Source organism: Trinickia sp. (assembly GCF_051953405.1).
Classification (GTDB): Bacteria; Pseudomonadota; Gammaproteobacteria; order Burkholderiales; family Burkholderiaceae; genus Trinickia.
Window position 1 is genome coordinate 1 of record NZ_JBQCIV010000068.1, and the last position, 19,971, is coordinate 19,971.

The 19,971-nt window shown below is 61.2% G+C and carries 26 protein-coding genes and 1 pseudogene; 12 read left to right on the forward strand and 15 right to left on the reverse strand.

Features of this window, described 5'->3' with window-relative positions; all coding sequences use genetic code 11:
* Positions 1-639 precede the first annotated feature (639 nt).
* The 4 genes from ACTHN9_RS10890 to ACTHN9_RS10905 form a co-directional block, all read right to left on the reverse strand.
* Positions 640-1,017 carry a hypothetical protein gene (locus ACTHN9_RS10890; RefSeq protein ID WP_440536771.1) on the reverse strand — a complete coding sequence of 126 codons (378 nt, stop codon included), beginning with the start codon at positions 1,015-1,017 and terminating at the stop codon, positions 640-642.
* Positions 1,018-1,019: 2 nt separating this feature from the next.
* Entirely contained in the window at positions 1,020-1,655 is a 636-nt protein-coding gene (locus ACTHN9_RS10895) for a hypothetical protein (RefSeq protein ID WP_440536772.1), read from the reverse strand.
* 444 nt (positions 1,656-2,099) lie between these two features.
* Positions 2,100-2,333 (reverse strand): hypothetical protein, encoded by a 234-nt coding sequence (locus ACTHN9_RS10900; protein ID WP_440536773.1) that lies wholly within the window; start codon positions 2,331-2,333, stop codon positions 2,100-2,102.
* A complete protein-coding gene (locus ACTHN9_RS10905; RefSeq protein ID WP_440536774.1) occupies positions 2,333-2,797 on the reverse strand; it encodes a hypothetical protein in 465 nt (154 codons plus the stop codon). Before ACTHN9_RS10905 ends, ACTHN9_RS10900 begins: the two co-directional genes overlap by 1 nt.
* Before the next feature lie 521 nt (positions 2,798-3,318).
* Between ACTHN9_RS10905 and ACTHN9_RS10910 the strand changes: the two genes are divergently transcribed.
* The 7 genes from ACTHN9_RS10910 (at position 3,319) to ACTHN9_RS10940 (ending at position 7,953) form a co-directional block, all read left to right on the forward strand.
* Positions 3,319-4,011, forward strand: coding sequence for a hypothetical protein (locus tag ACTHN9_RS10910; RefSeq protein WP_440536775.1), 693 nt, complete (start codon positions 3,319-3,321; stop codon positions 4,009-4,011).
* Positions 4,012-4,122: 111 nt separating this feature from the next.
* Positions 4,123-4,572: a GNAT family N-acetyltransferase gene (locus ACTHN9_RS10915; RefSeq protein ID WP_440536776.1), complete on the forward strand. Its 450-nt coding sequence runs from the start codon at positions 4,123-4,125 to the stop codon at positions 4,570-4,572.
* Between the two features lie 167 nt (positions 4,573-4,739).
* Positions 4,740-5,270, forward strand: a complete 531-nt coding sequence (locus tag ACTHN9_RS10920) for a GNAT family N-acetyltransferase (RefSeq protein ID WP_440536777.1) — start codon at positions 4,740-4,742, stop codon at positions 5,268-5,270.
* Between the two features lie 188 nt (positions 5,271-5,458).
* The gene (gene minC, locus ACTHN9_RS10925) at positions 5,459-6,232 is read left to right on the forward strand and encodes a septum site-determining protein MinC (RefSeq protein ID WP_440536778.1); all 774 of its coding nucleotides are present in this window, start codon (positions 5,459-5,461) and stop codon (positions 6,230-6,232) included.
* An 84-nt stretch (positions 6,233-6,316) separates the two neighbouring features.
* A complete protein-coding gene (minD, locus tag ACTHN9_RS10930; protein WP_440536779.1) occupies positions 6,317-7,132 on the forward strand; it encodes a septum site-determining protein MinD in 816 nt (271 codons plus the stop codon).
* Positions 7,133-7,146: 14 nt separating this feature from the next.
* Positions 7,147-7,401, forward strand: a complete 255-nt coding sequence (minE, locus tag ACTHN9_RS10935) for a cell division topological specificity factor MinE (protein ID WP_102608594.1) — start codon at positions 7,147-7,149, stop codon at positions 7,399-7,401.
* Between the two features lie 417 nt (positions 7,402-7,818).
* A complete protein-coding gene (locus tag ACTHN9_RS10940; protein ID WP_440536780.1) occupies positions 7,819-7,953 on the forward strand; it encodes a hypothetical protein in 135 nt (44 codons plus the stop codon).
* Positions 7,954-8,002: 49 nt separating this feature from the next.
* Here ACTHN9_RS10940 and ACTHN9_RS10945 read toward each other — a convergent pair whose 3' ends face one another.
* On the reverse strand, positions 8,003-8,182 hold the full coding sequence (locus ACTHN9_RS10945; protein WP_440536781.1) for a hypothetical protein: 180 nt from the start codon (positions 8,180-8,182) through the stop codon (positions 8,003-8,005).
* Between the two features lie 247 nt (positions 8,183-8,429).
* Here ACTHN9_RS10945 and ACTHN9_RS10950 point away from each other — a divergent pair, with 247 nt between their 5' ends.
* On the forward strand, positions 8,430-9,587 hold the full coding sequence (locus tag ACTHN9_RS10950; protein ID WP_440536782.1) for an OpgC domain-containing protein: 1,158 nt from the start codon (positions 8,430-8,432) through the stop codon (positions 9,585-9,587).
* 13 nt (positions 9,588-9,600) lie between these two features.
* Here the strand turns inward: ACTHN9_RS10950 and ACTHN9_RS10955 are convergent, their stop codons facing one another.
* From ACTHN9_RS10955 to ACTHN9_RS10970, 4 genes are all read right to left on the reverse strand, one after another.
* A complete protein-coding gene (locus ACTHN9_RS10955; RefSeq protein WP_440536783.1) occupies positions 9,601-10,917 on the reverse strand; it encodes an MFS transporter in 1,317 nt (438 codons plus the stop codon).
* 365 nt (positions 10,918-11,282) lie between these two features.
* Complete coding sequence (locus ACTHN9_RS10960; RefSeq protein ID WP_440536784.1) at positions 11,283-11,792, reverse strand: energy transducer TonB family protein; 510 nt, start codon at positions 11,790-11,792, stop codon at positions 11,283-11,285.
* A 266-nt stretch (positions 11,793-12,058) separates the two neighbouring features.
* Positions 12,059-12,646, reverse strand: coding sequence for a C39 family peptidase (locus ACTHN9_RS10965; protein WP_440536785.1), 588 nt, complete (start codon positions 12,644-12,646; stop codon positions 12,059-12,061).
* A 19-nt stretch (positions 12,647-12,665) separates the two neighbouring features.
* Positions 12,666-13,418: a hypothetical protein gene (locus tag ACTHN9_RS10970; RefSeq protein ID WP_440536786.1), complete on the reverse strand. Its 753-nt coding sequence runs from the start codon at positions 13,416-13,418 to the stop codon at positions 12,666-12,668.
* A gap of 171 nt (positions 13,419-13,589) precedes the next feature.
* Between ACTHN9_RS10970 and ACTHN9_RS10975 the strand changes: the two genes are divergently transcribed.
* Positions 13,590-14,360 (forward strand): helix-turn-helix transcriptional regulator, encoded by a 771-nt coding sequence (locus ACTHN9_RS10975; protein WP_440536787.1) that lies wholly within the window; start codon positions 13,590-13,592, stop codon positions 14,358-14,360.
* A 134-nt stretch (positions 14,361-14,494) separates the two neighbouring features.
* Here ACTHN9_RS10975 and ACTHN9_RS10980 read toward each other — a convergent pair whose 3' ends face one another.
* A complete protein-coding gene (locus tag ACTHN9_RS10980) occupies positions 14,495-14,881 on the reverse strand; it encodes a hypothetical protein (RefSeq protein ID WP_440536788.1) in 387 nt (128 codons plus the stop codon).
* A gap of 423 nt (positions 14,882-15,304) precedes the next feature.
* Positions 15,305-15,964 (reverse strand): UdgX family uracil-DNA binding protein, encoded by a 660-nt coding sequence (locus ACTHN9_RS10985; protein ID WP_440536789.1) that lies wholly within the window; start codon positions 15,962-15,964, stop codon positions 15,305-15,307.
* Positions 15,965-16,127: 163 nt separating this feature from the next.
* Here ACTHN9_RS10985 and ACTHN9_RS10990 point away from each other — a divergent pair, with 163 nt between their 5' ends.
* Complete coding sequence (locus ACTHN9_RS10990) at positions 16,128-16,667, forward strand: DUF4142 domain-containing protein (RefSeq protein WP_440536790.1); 540 nt, start codon at positions 16,128-16,130, stop codon at positions 16,665-16,667.
* Between the two features lie 38 nt (positions 16,668-16,705).
* On the opposite strand, the gene ACTHN9_RS10995 is transcribed toward ACTHN9_RS10990, so the two are convergent.
* A complete protein-coding gene (locus ACTHN9_RS10995) occupies positions 16,706-17,080 on the reverse strand; it encodes a hypothetical protein (protein WP_440536791.1) in 375 nt (124 codons plus the stop codon).
* A 265-nt stretch (positions 17,081-17,345) separates the two neighbouring features.
* On the opposite strand from ACTHN9_RS10995, the pseudogene ACTHN9_RS11000 reads away from it, so the two are divergent.
* Positions 17,346-17,435, forward strand: a pseudogene (locus ACTHN9_RS11000) (type II toxin-antitoxin system RelE/ParE family toxin); the annotation flags it as partial.
* A 13-nt stretch (positions 17,436-17,448) separates the two neighbouring features.
* Positions 17,449-17,751 (forward strand): HigA family addiction module antitoxin, encoded by a 303-nt coding sequence (locus ACTHN9_RS11005; protein ID WP_440536792.1) that lies wholly within the window; start codon positions 17,449-17,451, stop codon positions 17,749-17,751.
* A 79-nt stretch (positions 17,752-17,830) separates the two neighbouring features.
* Here ACTHN9_RS11005 and ACTHN9_RS11010 read toward each other — a convergent pair whose 3' ends face one another.
* The 3 genes from ACTHN9_RS11010 to ACTHN9_RS11020 all read right to left on the reverse strand — a co-directional run.
* The gene (locus tag ACTHN9_RS11010; protein ID WP_440536793.1) at positions 17,831-18,424 is read right to left on the reverse strand and encodes a thiamine phosphate synthase; all 594 of its coding nucleotides are present in this window, start codon (positions 18,422-18,424) and stop codon (positions 17,831-17,833) included.
* 114 nt (positions 18,425-18,538) lie between these two features.
* Positions 18,539-19,249: a hypothetical protein gene (locus ACTHN9_RS11015; RefSeq protein WP_440536794.1), complete on the reverse strand. Its 711-nt coding sequence runs from the start codon at positions 19,247-19,249 to the stop codon at positions 18,539-18,541.
* 105 nt (positions 19,250-19,354) lie between these two features.
* Positions 19,355-19,971, reverse strand: a 617-nt coding sequence (locus tag ACTHN9_RS11020; RefSeq protein ID WP_440536795.1) for a hypothetical protein, incomplete at its 5' end; no start/stop codon positions are given.

Sequence of the window (19,971 nt, forward strand, 5' to 3'; positions counted from 1 at the left end):
GCCATGATGTGACCCCAGCGGAGGTGATCTGTAAGTACAGGCCGCCGCCGTCGGCGTATAACCCGGGCTTGATTGTCTTGGTGACGGTCAGTTGGCTTAGTCTGTTTATGGCGCGTGGCATCGGTTAACGTACAAATCGACTATCAAAATAAAGTGCGATTGTAACGTAGTTTATCCGTGTTCACGTGAATGTCGGTGAACGCGCGCCGCCATCAATTCCAATATGGACAAGGGTTTCGTCGAGGTCGCGTGAATTTAGATGAACTCCGGTGTGTCCGCTCTTGACGGACACCCTTTCCGCCAGAATTTGAAACGGGCCCTTCGGGGCCCGTTTTGCATTTCTACGCCCCCCTCTACATACACTTTGGTTTCTTCGAGTCCTTTCTGCTCTATCTGTCGTAGATGATTTCGCGAACGCACGAAGACTGTATGCAGGCCGCTAAGAAGTGCGGGGTGTGGCTGGGGCGGCCGAGGAGCCTAGAGACTGGCGAACAGCGCCAAGTCATACGGCAGTGGCGGTCTACCGTGCATCGTAATCCGCACAGCCGCATCTCTTACGGTGCCTGCAAGTCCAAGCCCTATGGGGGGCCGCTATGCGGCGACTCGACGGATTCGGGCCGCCGTCGCAAAAAACTCCGCTTAGAAGGGTACCCCGTCAGGATCATCCCGGGCCAGGTCAGCTAACGACTCGTCGAGCAACGATTTGAACCCACGGGCGCTCAATCGAGCCTGTTGAAAGAGATCGCGCATCAATAAATAAGACTTCGGGAGCACTTCCTTCAGGTCCACATCGGTGAACTCAAAGATAAGCTCGAGAGTCGGCAGCGAAAAAAAGGATACGACGTAATCGTCAGCGTCAAACTCGCCGCCGGTTCTCATGGACATGACTATGCGCACACCTTTGTTGTCCGTGTAGAACCGGTCGTCCTCACCCACGTGCCACGATGTAACACCCTTGACCGTCCGCGCATGCAGCCCGCGCAAAGACGATGCAACCTGTTCCTTTTCCGTATCCATGCCTACCTCTTACCCGAGATCAATCTAGCCTTGTGCTGCAGACTCGTAACGCTATCGATAACCGTTGTCAAAGGGATGGTAACCTGCCTTTGCAACGCAGCCTCTGACTTTGCGTCGTTCGGAGGCTTCGCATTCTTTCTGGTAAGTAGATTCTCAAATTCTCGAAGCTTTGCTGACGCATCTGCCACGACACCGCACTCCGAGTCGCTGAAATCAGGTGTGCTACCATCCAACATCGCCTGCCTCACGGCTTCCAGGTCACGGCACAGCGCGTCAATTTGACCGGATATCGAGCCCCATTCATCCCCACGAACTGTCTGCTTCAATCTCACCAACTGATCATAAATCGCCGCTAAATCCATCGAGACGTCAACCAGTAGCCGCCCCCGACGAGCATCTTTAGCAGCGTCGCGCGCCGCTTCTGCTGCAGTTCTTGACTTCTTTGCCTCGTTATAGGTAAGCCAAAGCCCGACGACTGATACAAGCAGACCAAGCATTCCCGCGTGGTCGCCAATATGGTAGTCCGTCAGGAAGTCTAGATAAGGGCCGCTTGGCACAACAGTCGTCGCACTCGCCCCCGAATTATTCGTTCCCGCCATCGACTGAGTTGCGGAAACCGTGCTTGCTGTCTGTTCCATCAGCGTATCAAGCGCCCTCTCCGATCGTATTACTTCGCCACTATCGCCAAAACCACGGCCGCATTTCGCTCTTAAACATAACCGATGGCTAGTTGCAATTGCAGAGCGATAAGCAACGCACTCAGGGGGTACATGAAAAAAAGCCGGTCGCATTGACCAGCCTTCTCCCTGATTGTCCTGCCGTTTCTTGTGCTCAGATCTATGAAGCTACAAGCATATCACGCGAAACATTGGATGGACCTTACGCCGGGCGAGTTCGAATCATTGATTACCGCTCTGTTCGAAGCGATGCGCTTGCCCCAGACTCAATCCTCCAGGGACGGCGGTGTAGATCGCGTGGATTTTTTATCCGCGACCCATCTTTGGCGGAAAATTCTTGATCTAGGCGAGACGATACAAAAACCGTGGGCGCGCGTGCCGTCAGCGACTTGTATGGCACTACGCCTAGGAGAGGGGCCTCGACTTGTCTTTCACGCGCTTCTGATACGGATCGATACCGTGCTCGCGCAGCAGTTTCGTCAAGCGTGCGACTTTGAACCAAAGCGCGACGATCGTAATCGCCGTGATGGCCGAGTATAGGTTTTCGTTACCGAGCCATCGCGACGAGACGAGGACGGCGGCGATGAATCCTACTGCCGTGAGAATGAGCAACGCGCGATCGAGGAGCCATGCTTTCATCACTTTAACCCCGTGCCAGCCTGTGCATGGATACCATAGATGCGCCGATTCGGCGATGACGTGTCGAATAATTCGGGATGGTTCATCAGAAATAGCTGCATTGGTTGAATCAGCGCGACGCCTGACGCGAACAGCGCTTGATGCATGCGCGATGCCGCGCCCGGTCCTGCTTTGCACGCGTAGAACGCGTCGCCGGCAACCATGAGACTGCCGATAGTGCCGCCCAGATAGTACGACGCGTACAATGCGCCCGCAAAAGCGAGCTTGTCTGTCAGATCGCCCGCCCCGATGAGTTCGCCGACCGTTACGCGCATGCCGAAGGTTTTGATTAAGCCGGCGAGTTGCCCGATCGTCTGTAGCGCGCTGACCTGTGACGAAAAGAGGTTCGGTGGCGCGGTCAAGCCGATCGCCGCCATGTTGTCCTTGAATACCGGATAGAAGCCTGCTGCGCAGGTTTGGCCCATATGCTCTCTCTCGTTTTAGTTGGTGTTCGCGCCGTCGCGGGTGGTCAACGCGGCGCGAGCGTGAGCATAGCACTTTGCAACTCGTTGCAAACAGCCTTAGCCTTGCACTAAGTAATATCTATTGCTATCGTTCGCCGTATCGAGCCCTTGGCAGTACGCCGACGCACATCATCCAGCGCCGCGCCGAACCCTTGGGCTTTTTTGCATTCTGAAATCGGAAAAACGGGGACGGATATGCCGACAGCGGTCCTGATTGACGGGGCGTTCTATGCGCGATCGCAAGTCTTTGTTTTCAATGACTTTCGGTCAGTCAGGGAGCGGGCGAGGAATACTCGAAATCCGGTGTACGGTTATACCGTACCGTGGGTTCGAATCCCACCCCTTTCCCCCAGAACTTGAAACGGGCCCTTCGGGCCCGTTTTGCATTTCGGTATCCTCCCCCAGCACCTAGAATGACGTATGGCGCCTTCCGATCGGCGCCACCTATCGTCGTCTTTCCCATTCAACGGGGTGCGCCCGCCATGAATATTCATGCCGCACGCGTCCTGCGCTCGGCGTCGCGTGTCGTCTCCGTTGCTTCATTGATCGCGCTCGGCGCTTGCCATGGCGATTTCTGCGCGGGGGACGACGGTTGTTTCTTCGATGACGGCGCGCAGAGCATCGCCATATCGGGCACGGCAGCCACGGGCCGGGCACTGGCGGGTGCGGCGGTGACGATCGACTGCGTGAACGGCGTTGCCACCACGCAGGCGGATTCGAGCGGAAACTACGCCATTACGGTTGGCGCCGTGCTTCCCTGCGTCATCACTGCCACTGCTGGCACTACTGCGCTGCATTCGTTGGCCTTTGCCGGCGGCACGTTCAATACGACGCCCGAAACCGACTTGATGTTAACGTACCTGGCTGCCCAGCTCGGTACCGACACCGCCCATTTGTTGGCCGATTTTCCCAACAACGCGCACGAGCAGCAGGTGTTGGAGAACGCTTCCAATGTCGTCGCCGCGGAAGCGGCCGTTGCATCGATTTTCCAACAGCACTATGGGGTCGCGCTGAGCACGCAGTCGTTTCTGACGACGCCGTTCGTCGTCGGACAACCTGGCGTGGATGCCGACCTGGCCGTGCTTGCGAAGGCGGGCGCCATCGACACGAACGGCATGCCCGATCCTGTCGCCGTCTCCCTCCTCGTTCAAGCGGGCGCCGCTCGGCCTTTGTAGGAATCGTTCGGTCCGATCCGTCGACGAGCGGTTTCCGGCGTAGTTTAAGATTCCCCATTCGCCCGCCCATCGCCAACCGGCTAGTCTTCATCAAAAACCTACTGCCGAACTATGCCGAACGACACGCTGCACATTTCGAGCGACAAGCACGCCCTCGATATCGACATGATTTACGCGTTTTTGCGCGACCACGCCTATTGGTCGCGAGGCATCCCGCGCGAGACGCTGGAGCGCGCCATCGACGGCTCGCTCTGCTTTGGCGCATACATCGAAGGGCGGCAAGTGGCCTTTGCCAGGCTCGTGACCGACATGGCCACCTTCGCCTATCTGTGCGATGTCTTCGTGTTGCCCGAGCATCGCAAGCGAGGCTACGGGCAAGCGCTAGTGCGCCATATTTTCGACTCCGACTTCGCCAAGGGCCTGCGGCGCATTGTCCTCGTGACGAGCGATGCCCGCGAACTGTATCGGCCGCATGGTTTCCGAGCGCTCGCCAGCCCGGAGAAATACATGGAGATCGCGCGGCCCGACATTTATGCTGCATCCCGCATGGCCGAATTCTAACGCTCAGGACACCGAAGCATCGGTATACTTCCGCGCGTCTATTGTGCGATGCACAATGCGGGAGTCTGGACGGGCCACCCATCTGCCGCTTAAATACAAGGTTTGACTCGCCCGTCGGTTCGGACGAAGCTACACGTTAGCCCGCCATCCGCGAATATCGGAGCCTCATGAGTTCATCGCTGACTGTTCGCCGTATAGCTGCCGATCAGGGCGCAATGTTTCGCGACCTGCGTGCCGCTTCCCTGCGCGATGCGCCCGATGCATTTGCCGAGACGCTGGAAGAAGCGCTCTCGGAACGAGCGGAAACGTTCGATGCGGCCGCGGCCCGCTATGCCGTCTCGGAGAGCGCTGCCACGTTCATTCTTTATACCGAGGGCCATCCGGCCGGTCTCATCGGTGCATACTTCGACGATACCCCCGAGCGCAAAGCGTTCGTCTGCGCACTGTGGGTCGCGCCCGCCGTGCGGCACTTGCGCGGCGGCGTCTTGCTGGTGAACACGGCAACCGCCTGGCTCGCCGAGCGAGGCGCGACCGAAATCTACGCCTGGGTGGCGGATGCCAACCGCACCGCTATGCGCTTTTACGAGGCGCTGGGCTACGGTCCTACCGGCGAACATCAACCGGTTGCCCGGGCGCCGAAGCAATGGCAAACGCTGCTCGTGCGCAGCGTCAAGCCGGGCCAAATCGTCTCGCACTGAGCGCGGCCAAGCGCTCGTCATCCGGTCTTTCCCGCTCGTTTCTCGGTGTGCCGCGCGCTCGTCGCGGCTGTCTGACGATGGCGCGTCCGCGCGATGCAGGCGCCGGGCTTCGCTGCGCCATACGCGAAAATTCTGGCTGCGCGCGTAGACCCCTGTAAAATACGCAAAATTTTTTGCCGCAACGCCCCATGTCGCTGAATAAAACGCCTTTCTTCGAACTCCGCAGCGGCTCCGTCGACGCGCTTCAGTTCGTCGTGAAGACTACCGATCTCGACGCGCTCAGGAACGAACTTACGCGGCGCTTCGAGCAAACGCCCGAATTTTTCTCGGGCGAAGTGGTCACGATCGACGTTCGTCGTCTCGGCGAAACCGAGCGCGCATCGATCGCCGACATCGCGCAACTGCTGGGCAGCGTGCGCATGCGCCCGATCGGCGTCGTGGCGGGCGAGGCGCAGCGCGAATGGGCGGGCGAGGGCGGCTTGCCGCTCGTCGAGGCGCGCGATCGGCGGGCCGCAAACGGTAAAACGGAGGCGGGACAACCGAATACGGCGGATGCGACGAGCCCGTCCAGCGCGGCACCTGCGGCGGCGTCCGCGGCCGAAGCGAACGGGCGCGTGGCGGTTCCGTCGCAAACGCTCATCGTCGATAAGCCGTTGCGGTCGGGGCAGCAAGTGTATGCGAAGGGCGATCTCGTCGTGCTCGGCCTCGTGAGCTACGGCGCGGAAGTGATCGCCGAGGGCAATATCCATATTTATGCGCCGCTGCGCGGGCGCGCACTGGCAGGTGTACACGGCAACCACGATGCGCGGATCTTCTGTACGTGCCTCGAGCCGGAACTGATTTCGATCGCCGGCATCTATCGCACCACGGAGAATCCGTTGCCGGCCGATGTCATCGGCAAGTCGGTGCAGATCCGGCTGTCGGACGAAAAACTGATGATCGAACCGCTGCGGCTCACGTAACGTAAGCGTGCCGAGCGAAGGTGCGCCGCAGGATGCGCCGCTTCGATTCAATGGACGAATTTGACGAATACAGGGTAAGGGGAAATGGCGAAAATCGTTGTAGTGACTTCGGGCAAGGGCGGCGTGGGTAAAACCACCACGAGCGCGAGCTTCGCATCGGGTCTCGCATTGCGCGGCCACAAGACGGCCGTGATCGATTTCGACGTCGGCTTGCGCAATCTCGATCTGATCCTCGGGTGCGAGCGCCGCGTCGTCTACGATTTCATCAATGTGATCCAAGGCGAAGCGAACCTGAATCAGGCGCTGATCAAGGACAAGAAGTGCGAGAACTTGTTCATCCTGCCGGCCTCGCAAACGCGCGATAAAGACGCATTGACGCTCGAAGGCGTGGAAAAGGTGATGAACGATCTGGCCGGCATGGGCTTCGATTACATCGTCTGCGATTCGCCGGCCGGTATCGAATCGGGCGCGTTGCTCGCGATGCACTTCGCCGATGAAGCGCTTGTCGTGACCAATCCGGAAGTGTCGTCGGTGCGCGATTCCGATCGTATCCTCGGCATTTTGTCGTCGAAGACGAAGCGCGCGATCGAAGGCAAGGATCCGGTCAAGGAGCATCTCTTGATCACGCGTTACAACCCGAAGCGCGTGAGCGAAGGCGAAATGCTCTCGCTGTCCGACATCCAAGAAATCCTGCGGATCGACTTGATCGGCGTCGTGCCCGAATCGGAAGCCGTGCTGCACGCGTCGAACCAAGGTTTGCCCGCCGTGCACCTAGACGGCACCGACGTGGCCGAGGCATACAAGGACGTCGTGGCACGCTTTCTCGGCGAAGAGAAGGAACTGCGCTTTACCGACTACCAAAAGCCGGGCCTGCTGCAGCGCCTCTTCGGCACTCGCTAAGGAGGGCGTCCGTTATGTCGATTCTGTCGTTTTTGCTCGGCGAGAAGAAGAAGTCTGCGGCGGTCGCGAAAGAGCGCCTGCAGCTCATCATCGCGCACGAGCGTGCCGGCGGCCATCCGCCCGCCGATTATCTGCCCGCGCTGCAGCGCGAACTCGTCGCCGTGATTTCGAAGTACGTGAAGATTTCCGACGATGACATTCGTGTCAGCCTCGAACGGCAAGACGATCTCGAAGTGCTCGAGGTCAAAATCGAAATCCCGCAAGCCTGACAAGGCGGATCGATTCGACGCCGATCGATTCCATTGCATCCGACCCGGTCGCGGCGGCGCGTCTTTCGACGCCGCGGCTAACGATCGGCGCCGTCGCCATCGGCAAGATGACGAGCGCGCGCCGTTCGGTCGCCTGCACCGCTTTCATTACGCCACCCCACGCCGCATTCGATGCGCGCGCTCGGCCGTGCGCCGTTCGATTCCATTACGACTCTGTTAAATCTGTGGCGGTATGTTGCGTGCGAAACGCCGCCCGGCCGCGCCGCAACGGACCGCAGACGAACGAGGTAATCGTTGTAATAAGCGCGGCCCCGCGCTTACAAATTTGCAACGCCCGTGGCTCCCGTCGTGCTGTTCAATCGCATTCATTCGACATGCCGTCGAATCGATGAACAACGAACGAGATCGGAGAACGGGATGAAACGCACGACAGGACTATTGATTGCAGGCGCGTTGGCTGCGTTGCTGCTCGGGGGATGCGTGATTGCTCCGGCGCCGGGCTATTACGGGTACTACGGCGGCTACCACCACGGCTATTACTACGAGCGGTGACCAGCCGCGCGGGGCGACAAGCGCGTCAGGGTCGAACCCGAGGACGGCTTTAGGCGAGCAGCGTCTCGACAGCGATCACCGCGGCGAATGCTGCCGCGTTCGCCAACAGCGCTTCGACGACGATCGCGAGCCACGTTTTCGGGCGGAACCGTATGGCAAGCAACAGCGCCAGCAGTAGGGCGAGCGCGAGGATGGCTACGATGTCGGCATTGTCGATTCGGATCGCCATCGTCGTCTCCCGTGTGGATGATGTGCAGATAATTGGCGCGATAGAGTGCACCGGTACATGTTGCGCAGTATAGGCGCGTGCCGTGCACGGGCAAGCCGGGAAAAATCCCAATGCTTTCATCGCACGCAAGCGAGGTATCGCTCGAATTTGAGATGAAATGCGGGCAAGCGAGGAATTTTTCGCGAGCCGGTTGCACCAATTGCACTGGGCCGAGAGAGCGGCCGTCGTACAAAGAGGGGTGCCGTCAATGAATTCGTCCGCCGGACGATCGATCGAAGTGGATTTGTTGCGCGGCCTCGTGCTGATCGCAATCGCCATCGACCACATTTCCGCGAGCGTGCTGTCGCACGCCATGTTGCATAACTACGCGTATTGCGACGCCGCCGAGGTTTTCGTTTTCCTGGGCGGCTATGCGTCCGCTTCGGGCTACGCAAGCCTCGCGGCGCGCCAAGGCGAATGGGCGGCGCGCCGTCGTTTCCTCAGGCGAGCGTGGGAAATCTACCGCGCTTATCTGCTGACCGCGGCATTGATGCTCGTGTGCGGCGCGATCGTCGCGAGGCTGCCGATCGATTCGCCAATCGTTTCCGAAACCGGGTGGCTCGGGTTCGCGCATCGGCCCATCCAAGGCATCGTCGAAATCGCTACGCTGCGTCGGCAGCCGTTTCTTTCCGCCGTCCTGCCGATGTACATGCTGTATGCCTTGAGCCTTTCGCTCGTGATGGCGCTCGGTAAGCGCAAACCCGTGCTGTGCTTTGCGTTCAGCCTCGTTGTTTGGCTCGGCGCGCCATGGCTCGCGCAGCAGGTGCCTGGCGTTGCCGATTGGCCGTTTAACCCGTTCGCCTGGCAATTGCTGTTCGTGCTCGGTGTGTTGTGTCGCCTTCATCCCGTGCCGATGCAGATGCAAACGTCGGCCGTCGGCCGTGCGCTCACGGGCGCGGCGTTCGCGTTGGCGCTGACGTTCATGTTCGTCAAGGTATGCATCGAAACCCATCCGTCGCCGGGCTACATGAAGCAAAACCTGGCCAGCGTCCGTATCGTGAGCTTTCTTGCGCTCGCCTGGCTGTGCGCGCAAGCGACCCGGCTCGGTTGGATGAGGGCATTGGCGGAGCGCTTGCCCGCCGTCGTGACGGTCGGCAAGCAGGGGCTCGTCTGTTTCGTCGGTGGCACGGTGGTATCGATCGTCGTCGATGCGGCCGTGCACTTGGCGCATGGCGAGGCTAACTGGTTCGTTCGAGTCTTCGGCGATGTCGTTGCCGTCGCTTCGTTGCTGACGTTGGCGCGCCTCGCCGCGGCTTGGCGGGCTCGGCGCACCGCGGCAGGCGGCGAGCGGCGCATGGCGTCGCCCGCTCGGCTTGCCCGCGTGACGTCGGACGTTCGCGCGCCGCGCGACGGGCGCGGCGGGTGAGCGTCCGTCGCCGTTAGGACAACGAAACGTCGCGCGTTTCGCGCATGGCGATGACCGCGACGAGACTCACGGCCGCCGCTGCCGAGACATAGCCGCCCACCCACGCCAAGCCGCCGTGCGCGGCCAGCAGCTGAGCGATGTAGGGGGCGACCGATGCGCCGAGAATGCCGCCGAGGTTGTAGGCGACGCCCGCACCGGTATAGCGCACGGCGGTCGGGAACAGCTCGGGCAGCAGCGCGCCCATCGGCGCGAACGTCACGCCCATGAGGAACAACTCGAGCGTCAGGAACAGCGTGATCAGCGCAGGCGAGCCGCTGCCGACGAGCGGTGCCATCGCGAACCCCGACGCGATGGCGGCGATCGTGCCCGCGATCAGCACGGGGCGGCGTCCGAAACGATCGCTGGCCCAGGCGGCGAGCGGTGTGGCCAGACCCATGAACAGCACGGCGAAGCAGAGCATGCCGAGGAAGCTTTGACGCGGGATGTGCAGCGTCGAGACCCCGTACGAAAGCGTGAAGACAGTCGAGATGTAAAACAGCGTATAGCAGACCACCATCGCGAACGATCCCGCCAGCGTGGCTCGGCTGTGATGCGCGACGAGCGAGGCGAGCGGTATCCGCACCCGCTCGGCGCGCTCGATGGCGGCGCGAAACGCGGGCGTTTCGGCGATCTTCAGCCGCACGTACAGCCCGAGCGCGACCAGCACCGCACTGGCGATGAACGGTACGCGCCAGCCCCATGACCGGAATTGCGCGTCGGAAAGCCCGAGCGCGAGGGCGAAGAACAAGCCGTTGGATGCCAGGAAGCCGACCGACGGCCCGAGTTGCGGGAACATGCCGAACCAGCCGCGGCGGCCGGCGGGTGCATTCTCCGTCGCGAGCAATGCCGCGCCGCCCCATTCTCCCCCGAGTCCGATCCCTTGCCCGAAGCGCAAGATGCACAGCAGCACCGGCGCCCATGCGCCGAGCGTGTCGTAGCCGGGCAAAAAGCCGATCAGCGTAGTGGACAGCCCCATGACGAGCAGCGAAGCGACCAGCGTGGATTTGCGACCGATGCGATCGCCGAAATGGCCAAACGCGAACGAGCCGATCGGCCGCGCGACGAATGCGATGCCGAACGTCACGAAAGCCGACAACGCTTGCGCCGTGGCCGATCCGTGGGGGAAAAATACGGGGCCGATCACGAGCGCCGCGGCGGTGGCGTAGACGTAAAAGTCGTAGAACTCGATTGCGGTGCCAATGAAGCTGGCGAAGACGATGCGGGCACGGCTCGATACGTTCTGCGCGTCGGACATAGGGGTCACGGCTGGCGATGACGGCGAAGCGGACATAGAAGGGTCTCCGATGGTAATGGGCCGCGTGGCGCTCTCGGGTATCCGCGACGCCTGCGATCGGCGTTCAGGGCTCGAGGCTCCGGCGGGGCGCGACGGCAGCATGCACGAGTGCACGACAGTGCGCGCGGTGTCATGCGTAGGTGAGGCAACCGGCGAAAACAACCGGAAATGCGGAAGCGGAAATGCGATTCGACAAGCGCGACGCGCGAATGGCGCGGGCGAGGCGGCGTCGGGCTCGCGAGCGCCCCGCCGGGTAAGGGGGACGTCGCGAACGTGGCCGGAAGGACCGGCCGCACGGTGCGGAAAATTATAACGAGCCGGCGCGACGGCCGGCAACGCGCAACCGGCAGATAGCGTGCCCGCTACTCGAACGTCAACGCTTGCGGCGCCGCGAGTTCGCGTAGTTGGAATTTGCCGTCGTCGTTGAAGAGCCAGTCTTCCATCATTTCGACTTGACCCTGGCCGTTGAGCAGCTTCGCGGGCGGAGCGGGAAGCGGCGAGGCGCGACGCAGCGTGGCGAGTGCCGTCGCTTCGGCTTCGTCGTCGCCGTTCGTCCGATAGACGGAGGAGCGGACGAGCTTGCCGCTGCGATCGACAACGAACGCGACCACGACGAGCGAGCGCAGCATTGCCTGCGGGCGCTGATGCTCGACATACGATGGGTTGCGTTCGACGATACGTTGCGCGATCGTCGCGCGGTATTGATCGAGCGTGAGGCTGTTGACGGCCGCGGGCGGTGGCAACGTCGCGGCGGCGGGCCGAGTCGGCGGCGTGAACGTACAGCCCGATGCGATCAGCAATGCGCCGAGTAGGCCGAGGCTGGCCGGTCCGCAGGCGCGTAGTGCGGAGCAGCGCACGAGATTGAGTGTCATGGCGGGTTGCGAGAGGTGACGAGCGCGCTAGGTCGAGCGCGAGGCGATATGCGTTCAGCGTAGTCAATGGCGTGCTTGCGCGCATCCCGATTCGCGCATCGATCGTGCGCGCGCCCACAGCGCGTGGCCGAACGGGCGACGCCTCCTGCCCATGTCTGCATTTGTTGTAGAAATGCGTTCGTCGACGATGTGTTCGTCGATGATCCGGCTGTGACGTCGCTGGGCCGCTGCGTCGAGGCGGTGCGCTGCGCTTCGGGCGGTCTGCTTTAGTGCACGACCAACGATTCCGCCCAAGTATGGGTGCCCATGTTGCCCGCCCCCTCGAGCATCCAACCATAGTCGCCATAGCCCGCGCCCTCGCCGGGCCATGGGTTCATGAAGTACAGGGCGTTCCCCTGTGCGTCGTAGCCATCCACGACGATGAAATGACCGCCGCCTTCCGGCCAGGTCCACAGCACGACGATGGGTGCGCCCCGGTCGATGCTCGCGCTTGCCAAGCCGAACGAGACGGGGCCGTCGACATAGTGCGTATCGCGCCGTCCAAGCGACCACAGGATGCCGGCGATGCCGGTCGTGCCGGTGAGCGTGTTCGGCGAGTTGGCGTCGTCGTTCCAGTCGAAGGGCGCGCTTTGGCAGGCATAGCCGATCGAGTCGACCCAGTTCGCGATACCGCACTGCGAACTCGAGACGCCGCGATAGGCGAGGACGGCGTTGGCATCGGCTGCCCAGCACCACTCGCTGTGTTGTTGGGTGACCTGCGGGACGTCGATTTGTTGCGCGCTCGCGGCAACGAGTGCGGGGGCAGCGACGATGACGAGATCGCTCAGGAGGCGACGGGCGATGCGAGTGTTCACGGCAATCTCCCCTTACGTGTCAATGTCCGATTCGCGGGTCGCGCATGCCGCGTTGCACGCCCCGGCGCAGCGTGTCGTCGAGCTGCGCATCGGAGAGGGCCGGTCCCGATGCGTTGGAACCGGCCGCGCCAGGGGCGAGCAGGGTACGTGCGCTCGCGAGCGGAACATAGACGGGTGCGTTTGCGGCATCGGCGGGGCCTGGCGGTAAAACTTGGATGAAATCCGCGACGGCTTGGCGGCTTCTGACGAAGCGCAGATGTGCGCCTGGCATCTGCTGCGCATAGCGGGCCGCGATGGACGCGATTTCGTCCGCTAACTCGCTCGCGCCCGCTTCGACCATCGTCCAACGGCTGCCCAGCCGCGCGACTGTGATGAGCCCGACGCTTTTGCCGTACCGTAGGACGACGAATCGCCATTCGCCGCTGCCGTATAGACAGTCGCTAAGACGTTTGCCCGAGAGCAGCCTTTTCGGATCGACTAGATACGTTTGGAAGCCGTCGCCGAGCTTTGCCTGGTCCAGGTGTTGGCCGTCGGCAAGATTGAAGATCCGATTGGCGCGGAAGGCCGATCCCGGTGCGTGCGAGCGCTCGATCAGCCTGGCGAGCCCGGCTTCGGCAGCATCGCGCTGGGGCGAGCCGCCAAGCGGGGAAAGCGAGCCGACGGCCGATGTCTGCGCGGGTATCGGATTCGTTTCGGCGACAGCGGGCAAGTAGAGCAACGGCGCGGCCGCGAGCAAGCAAACCCAGGCTGCCGGCAATCGAGAGATTCGCATGAAGCACTCCTCATGAGGCGCGCATACCGCTGCGATTCGATCGGGACCGATCGCGCATTGCTGTCTCATATATGGAGAAAAACACCGGCCGACTCTTTTGTAAAGCCGTTAATTGTTCGGTAATCTTTTCTTGAATTCGTCACTCATCCTTTCGATCGAAGGCCATTGACAATGATGCTCGCGACGCTTGATTCGGGACAGCACGACAATGTGACGAGTGCGGCCGACGTTCCCGTGGATGAAGCGCTCGCGAGGTTGCGCAATGCGGCGACGCTGGCGGACTGGTTCGATGCGCTCATGAACATGGGCCGCGGTCACGGTTTCGAATACACGACGTTCGTCTTATTGCCGGGCGGCGGTTTGCATTGCGACGATGCGTTCGTGCGCAGCAACTGCGCGCCGAGCGTCGCGCGGTTCTATCGAAACGGAAAATCGGCCGCGACTTGCCCGTTGCTTCGATACGCATTCGCGCACGCCAGCCCCACGTTGTGGGGGGAAGCATGGTATTCGAAGCTATCCGACCCAGCGCTGTTTGGCCATCTGCATAGCGGCGGTCTGCGCTGGGGAGCGCTGCTGCCGCTGCACGGGCCGCGGGGCCGGACCGGGATGCTCAGTTTCGCGAGCAGCGCTGACGTGACGCCGGCCAAGCACCGCGCGAGCGCTCAACTGGCGTTGCTAGGCTGGATACGAGACATCGCAATGGAGACGGTGCTGCCGCACGCCGAACGCTTTTTCGCCTCGATCTTGCCTCAATTCACGCCGCGTGAATCGGAAATCATGAAATGGTGGGTTTTTGGAAAAACCGCCTCCGAAATTGCTCTCATTCTCGATTGCTCGCAATCCACGATCAATTTCCATTTGGCGAACATTCGAATGAAATTGGGGGTGAATACGAGTCGCGCCGCAGGCGTGAAAGCGGTCGAGTTGGGGCTGTTGAAATAGGCGAACGAGGGGGATGGTGTGCGTGCGCCACGCATTCCCGGGGGGCGATATCCCGAGGGCGTGGCGGTTGGGTGCACTCGAGCGGCTACACGTTATGTATGAGTCGTTACTCGTTACTCGTTACTCGTTACTCGTTACGCGTCGACGAACGTCATGCTCATCGACCACTGCGTTTCATTCGCAATCGTGTAGCGCGTGGACGGCGTGCCAACGATATTTTCGTCCGTCACCGCAAGCAGCCCCGTGGCAGGATCGTGCCCGATCGTCGAGTGATAGGCACCCACCTTGCCATAAGCGACATCCTTGGCGTCCGCGAAGATCACTCCTATCAGGTTTTCATCCGGCTCCGTGTCGGCACCAATTCGTACGCCGAAGCTCGTGTCCGCCCCCGGCGCTAAACAACGCGTCTGCTTCGACTCCCTCCCGCCAATTAGCAACACCTGATCATCCCAGTTCGGATCGCGGGCAATACACACAGGGATTGTGGCGTGGTTCGCCACGTGGATTACTGGATCGGTCATCGTGATGTTCTCCTTTAGGTACGGGCGCCGCGCGCGTGTTCCATGCCAGGCGTGGATTCGGTCGCGGTAAGGGATCGTCGCCCAACTCGGGCGTTCGCGGACGCGATGTGGGCGAGATTCAGACCGGGGGATGGGGGCGGACGGGTTTTTGGGGTTTTCGGGGTTTGCGGGCGCTTGCGGCGGCGCGCGCTTTTTTCTTTGTTCATGCGCTTTCTTTGAACTTGCTTGCTTTGCGGTCTGCTAGCGTTGCCCCTCCGCGGGGCGGCGGTCACTTTTCTTTGCACTTCCAAAGAAAAGTAACCAAAAGAAAGGCGCGTCCTTGGGCGGACAGCAAAGGTTGCTTACCCACACCTAGGCGATGACAGTTATGCCGTATTTTTCGATGTCACAGGTTGGGTTGTTCGCCCATATTTGGTCGGATGCTCAGTCCGCTTTTTTCCCCGACTCTCGTTCCTCTACGATTCGCTTCGCTTCCGCTAGCGTGCCGACAATGTCCGCGTAAGCCCTTTTCCTCGTCTCGGTATCCGGGGCTCGCAACGCATACGATGGATGCCACGTCGCCAAGATCGTCCGGCCCTCGTAAGCCGTCGCCTTACCGAAGTAATCCTGTAACCGCACGTGTGCGTCTTGCAGCAATGCCTTCAGCGCCGTCGATCCGAGCGCGACCACCACCCTCGGCGATACCCGCGTCAACTCGCGCTCGAGCCAGTAGCGGCACGCGTCCACCTCCCGCTGAGCCGGCGTCTTGTGCATGCGCCGCTTGCCGCGCGGCTCCCACTTGAAATGCTTAACCGCATTCGTCACGAATACGGTACCGCGTGTCACACCCGCCTCGCGCAACGCATCGTCGAGCAATCGTCCCGCCGGGCCCACAAAAGGACGCCCCTCACGATCCTCACTGTCGCCCGGCTGCTCCCCAACCATCATGATCGCCGCATGCGCCGGCCCAACTCCCCCCACGCCCTGCGTCGCATCATGCCAAAGCGGACAACGCCGGCACTCGTCGAGCGTCCCCGGCCGCTGGGCCGGATCGGTTTCGATGCGGCGGTCCGGTTTCGGCACCGATGGGCGTCGCGGAGTCATGGTCGATATACATTGCCGTAGCGCATCCCCGTCCAAGCGCATCGCTCGTGCCATAGCTGCCCGAACTGTCGTTAAACCAAACGCCCACCTGGCATTCGACATGCTCGGCAAAAATTAGGCCGCCCATCTTCGATGAAGGCGGTCACTGTCGCCAGGAGGTTCCATGCTCACACCACGATGTTATGCCGCGCTCCTAGCATCGGGAACGGCCGTGCTCGCGGCCGTCGGTTGTTCTTACCTACAATCGAGCGCCGAGGTCACACCCGTCGATCAACAATTCATGTTGACGGCAGCAAGCGTGGGGATCGCTGAAGTCGACATGGCGGAACTGGCCGAGCGACACGCCGGCAACCCGGCCGTGAAAGCCTATGGCCAACGGCTGGCGCGCGCCCACACGCGTATCGAAAGCGAACTGACAACGCTCGCCGACCAAAAGCACGTGAACCTCATCAAGACGATGGATCCGGCCGATCGCACCCTATACGAGGAACTCGCGCGCTTGAGCGGGCCAGTCTTCGATCGCGAATATCTGCTGGCGCAGATCAACATCCATCGAATGGACAACAGCCTGTACGAAAGCGAGGCGCAAGCCGGCGAGGATGCCGATGTCAAAGCCTTCGCAGCGAGAAACGCTTCCACAGGCGCCGAGCTGCTCAAACTCGCTCAGTCGCTCCACGATCAGCCTCAAAATTCGGCTCGCTAACCCGCTGCGCATATTCCACGCGCATCTAGCACGCTGCCCTAAAAGCGTTCCGGCGGCCTGCGATCGACCCACTCGCGCGGTATGGATTCCGGCAACGTAAAGGCCGTGTGCGGAAACGCGTCCAGCGTGCCCTGGAACTTGGCGTCGGCCTCGCTCGTGAAGAGCCCGTCGAGATAATCGAACGTGAGCATCGGCACAATCGCCCGCAAGGCCGTCTCGGCGTTCGCTTGGGGACCGGAATCGATCGCATCGACGTCGAGTTTGATTTGGCAGGCACCGTCCGCCAAGCAGGCCATCTCGCCGATATCGATTACCTTGCCTGCCGCGTTCTGCGCAAGCACACGTGTGCCCGAGGCAAATAAGCGGAACGGCCGGTCGAATTGAGGGAGCGCATCGTTCGATTCGGACGCCATGTCGATTTCTCCAAAGGACAAACTAGCGGCCCCCGCCCGCAGGAGCGGGGCAGTTCGGATAAAAACCGCGCAACGTCCGTGCCGCCGAGAAGCCATGGGGCCGATGGGCAGGGGCAACGCCCCCTGAAGGCCTATGTCGCAGCCTGCCTATGGCGCGCAGCCCGGTCTATCTCAATGACGCGGGCGAGGCTGGCCTTCTGGCCGACTGCCGTTTGGGAAACGGTCCGGCTACTCTCGGCCTGAGCCGCTAGGGATACCCGTCGACTACAGCATTCGCATCAACGACCAGTGGCGGGTGTGCTTCAGGTTCGAGAGCGGCAATGCATTTGACGTCGAGATCGTCGACTATCGCTGACTGGAGAGGTTTCATGGTTCGTCAAGTCAAGTACCCGATTCCGGGCGAAATCCTCCAAGAAGAGTTTCTTCGCCCGATGGGCATCACCGCCTACCGCCTCGCAAAAGAGATCGGTGTCCAGCAACGCCGTATCGGCGAGATCATTGCGGGCACGCGTGCGATCACCGTCGATACCGGCCTGCGCCTGTCGCGTTACTTCGGAACGAGCGACGAGTTCTGGACGGGCCTGCAACTGGACTACGACACGGCCATGGCGAAAGAGCGGTTCGCCGAGGAACTGGAGAAGATCCATCCGTTGCATCGGGATGCGGCCTAGCGGCCTAGTGGCCTAGCGGCGTGTTGCGGCGGTCGATCGCCAATCGCCGTTCGCCGCGTAAGTCCTCACGACCCACCCCCTATTGCCCGGTGCGCCCCCAAAGTGCGCGAATCGCCGCGATACCCTGCGCCCCCGCTTCCTGCGCCTGCGCGAGCGTATCGAGCGTCATGCCCCCAAGCGCATAAACGGGAATGTCGGTCAGGGCCACGAGTTCGCGAAATCGCGGCCAACCCAAGGGCACCGCTGTCGTGTGAGTGGCCGTCGGCAACACCGGCGAAATCGTAAGCAGATCGGCGCCTATGGCATTCGCATGGAGCACTTGGCGCTCGTCATGGCAGGCGGCCGACACGAGCAATTCGGCCGGCAACGGCCGAGCCGAGGATGCCATTAACCGGGTGCTGGTGAGATGTATCCCGTCTGCTCGAACGGCGAGCACGACGTCGACCGGTGCGTTCAACAGCAATCGCGCGTCATAACGCCGGCAGCAGGCCAGTGCCAGTTCGGCCAGCCGCACATAGTGCGGCGCACTGATCGTTTTGGCCCGAAGCTGTACCAAGCGCACGCCAGCCTCCAACGCGAGCGTCAAGCGTGCGATGAATTCGACGAAAGGGTCAGTGTCCTGCGGCTCGGGCGTGACTAGGTAGGTGTGCGGGAGAAGGGGCGAGCGGGTCATCGAATTTCCGTGGCAACGAATACGGATGCGAGGATGACATACGTCGCGACCGACCGGTAAGCGCCAACGACACAACGGGACAAAAGAACCTCGGGTGTGCTGGCAGCAGGGTCCTCAACCGCTCGGTAGCCCTGAGCCGCCGAACAACAAAAAGGCGCAGGCAATCCCAAATAGGACCGCGCTTTTTACGGCATCGGAAACCACGATGACCGGCTTCAATAGGCTGCGCAGCCGGCGATTGCGATCCATCGTCTCCTGGGTGTCCAAAATCACGCGCAGATCGTTGTCGCAGCAGCCCAAGAGATCGATGCCGGAATAGGTGCCTAGGCTGTTGTGGGGATGCAGATGGCCGACGATGTCAGTGGACCACTTGGCGTTGAAATCGTCGGCGCCCTCGTTCTTGACGCGCTTGAAACCGTATTTCTCGAGCCGAGCGAGTTCCTTGTCGGGGAGCCCGATATCGAGCGCGCGCAATTCGGCGTCGTAGCCGACGAAGGTGACGGTCAAACGCGAACGAAAGCTACCGTCGGCGTTCAATTGCAGATCGGATGGCTCTGCTCGTGGGTACCACGGCGTGTCGGAAGCCTTCATGGGGATCGAATGCTTCAGAGGGGCCAAGGCAAGGGCCAATGTCTGGGTGGGAAGCGCGAAGTCGTAGTCGTATTGCTCGGTACGCAGCAGCAGCCTCTCGCCTGTGCTGTCGAGCTTCATTTCATCAATGGATTCGCTGCGCGATTGAGGCGTTTCCGGGAACTCGGGGACGAGGTAACACAGCGCCACGAAACAGATCGCGAAGATCAACAAGTACTTGAGGTATTTCTTCATTAGTCTATTTATGGGTCTTTGAGGGTTGACGCATCTGCCTTATCTCAAAAATACTGGACCGCCAGCCTCATTATCGTTAGCCGTTGACGAGTAGTGCGTTGCACATCATTCTCCGTGCTTTGCCTGGTGTGGCTCGGATGGCGCGTTTGCGCGCACGCGGACATATTGTGAGAAATCGCCACTGTAGGTAGCCGCCCCGTTGGTGGTGTTGCCGAGCACATACTCTTTTGGAATACTCAACTTGACGCACGCGAGCGCGTCGGCCTTGCCTGGGTCCGTGGCTCGCAATTTATCCAAAAGTAAGCCGTTGCAAGGGTATTGTTTTGCCGTGAACGGTTCGGCCGCCGCGCTCTTCGGCAAGGACGGCAGAGAGAGGGTGATGTTCTCCGTGTGCAAGGAGTATGGAGCCGCAGGAGTGGTGGATGCGTGTTCGGGCGGGCGCGCGTACGAGGCGGCCCTCGCTGCCTCGGGGGAACGTTGCACCTGCAATTCGATTAACATCGGGGTGCCAAACCTGTTGAGGATGTTCACGTTTGTGAGGCCGATGCTGGTGTCTTTTTTCGGATCACAGTCGACGCCGTAGAGCCTATCCGGTTTCTTGTGTGTGAGGCATAAACTCTCGGCAAAGGAGCCGATATGCCTCGCAAACGAAAAGAAGAAACGACGATTGAGCCCGGTCGAGGGCTGAACCTTGATCCGGAGCTGATCAAGCAACTGGTGCC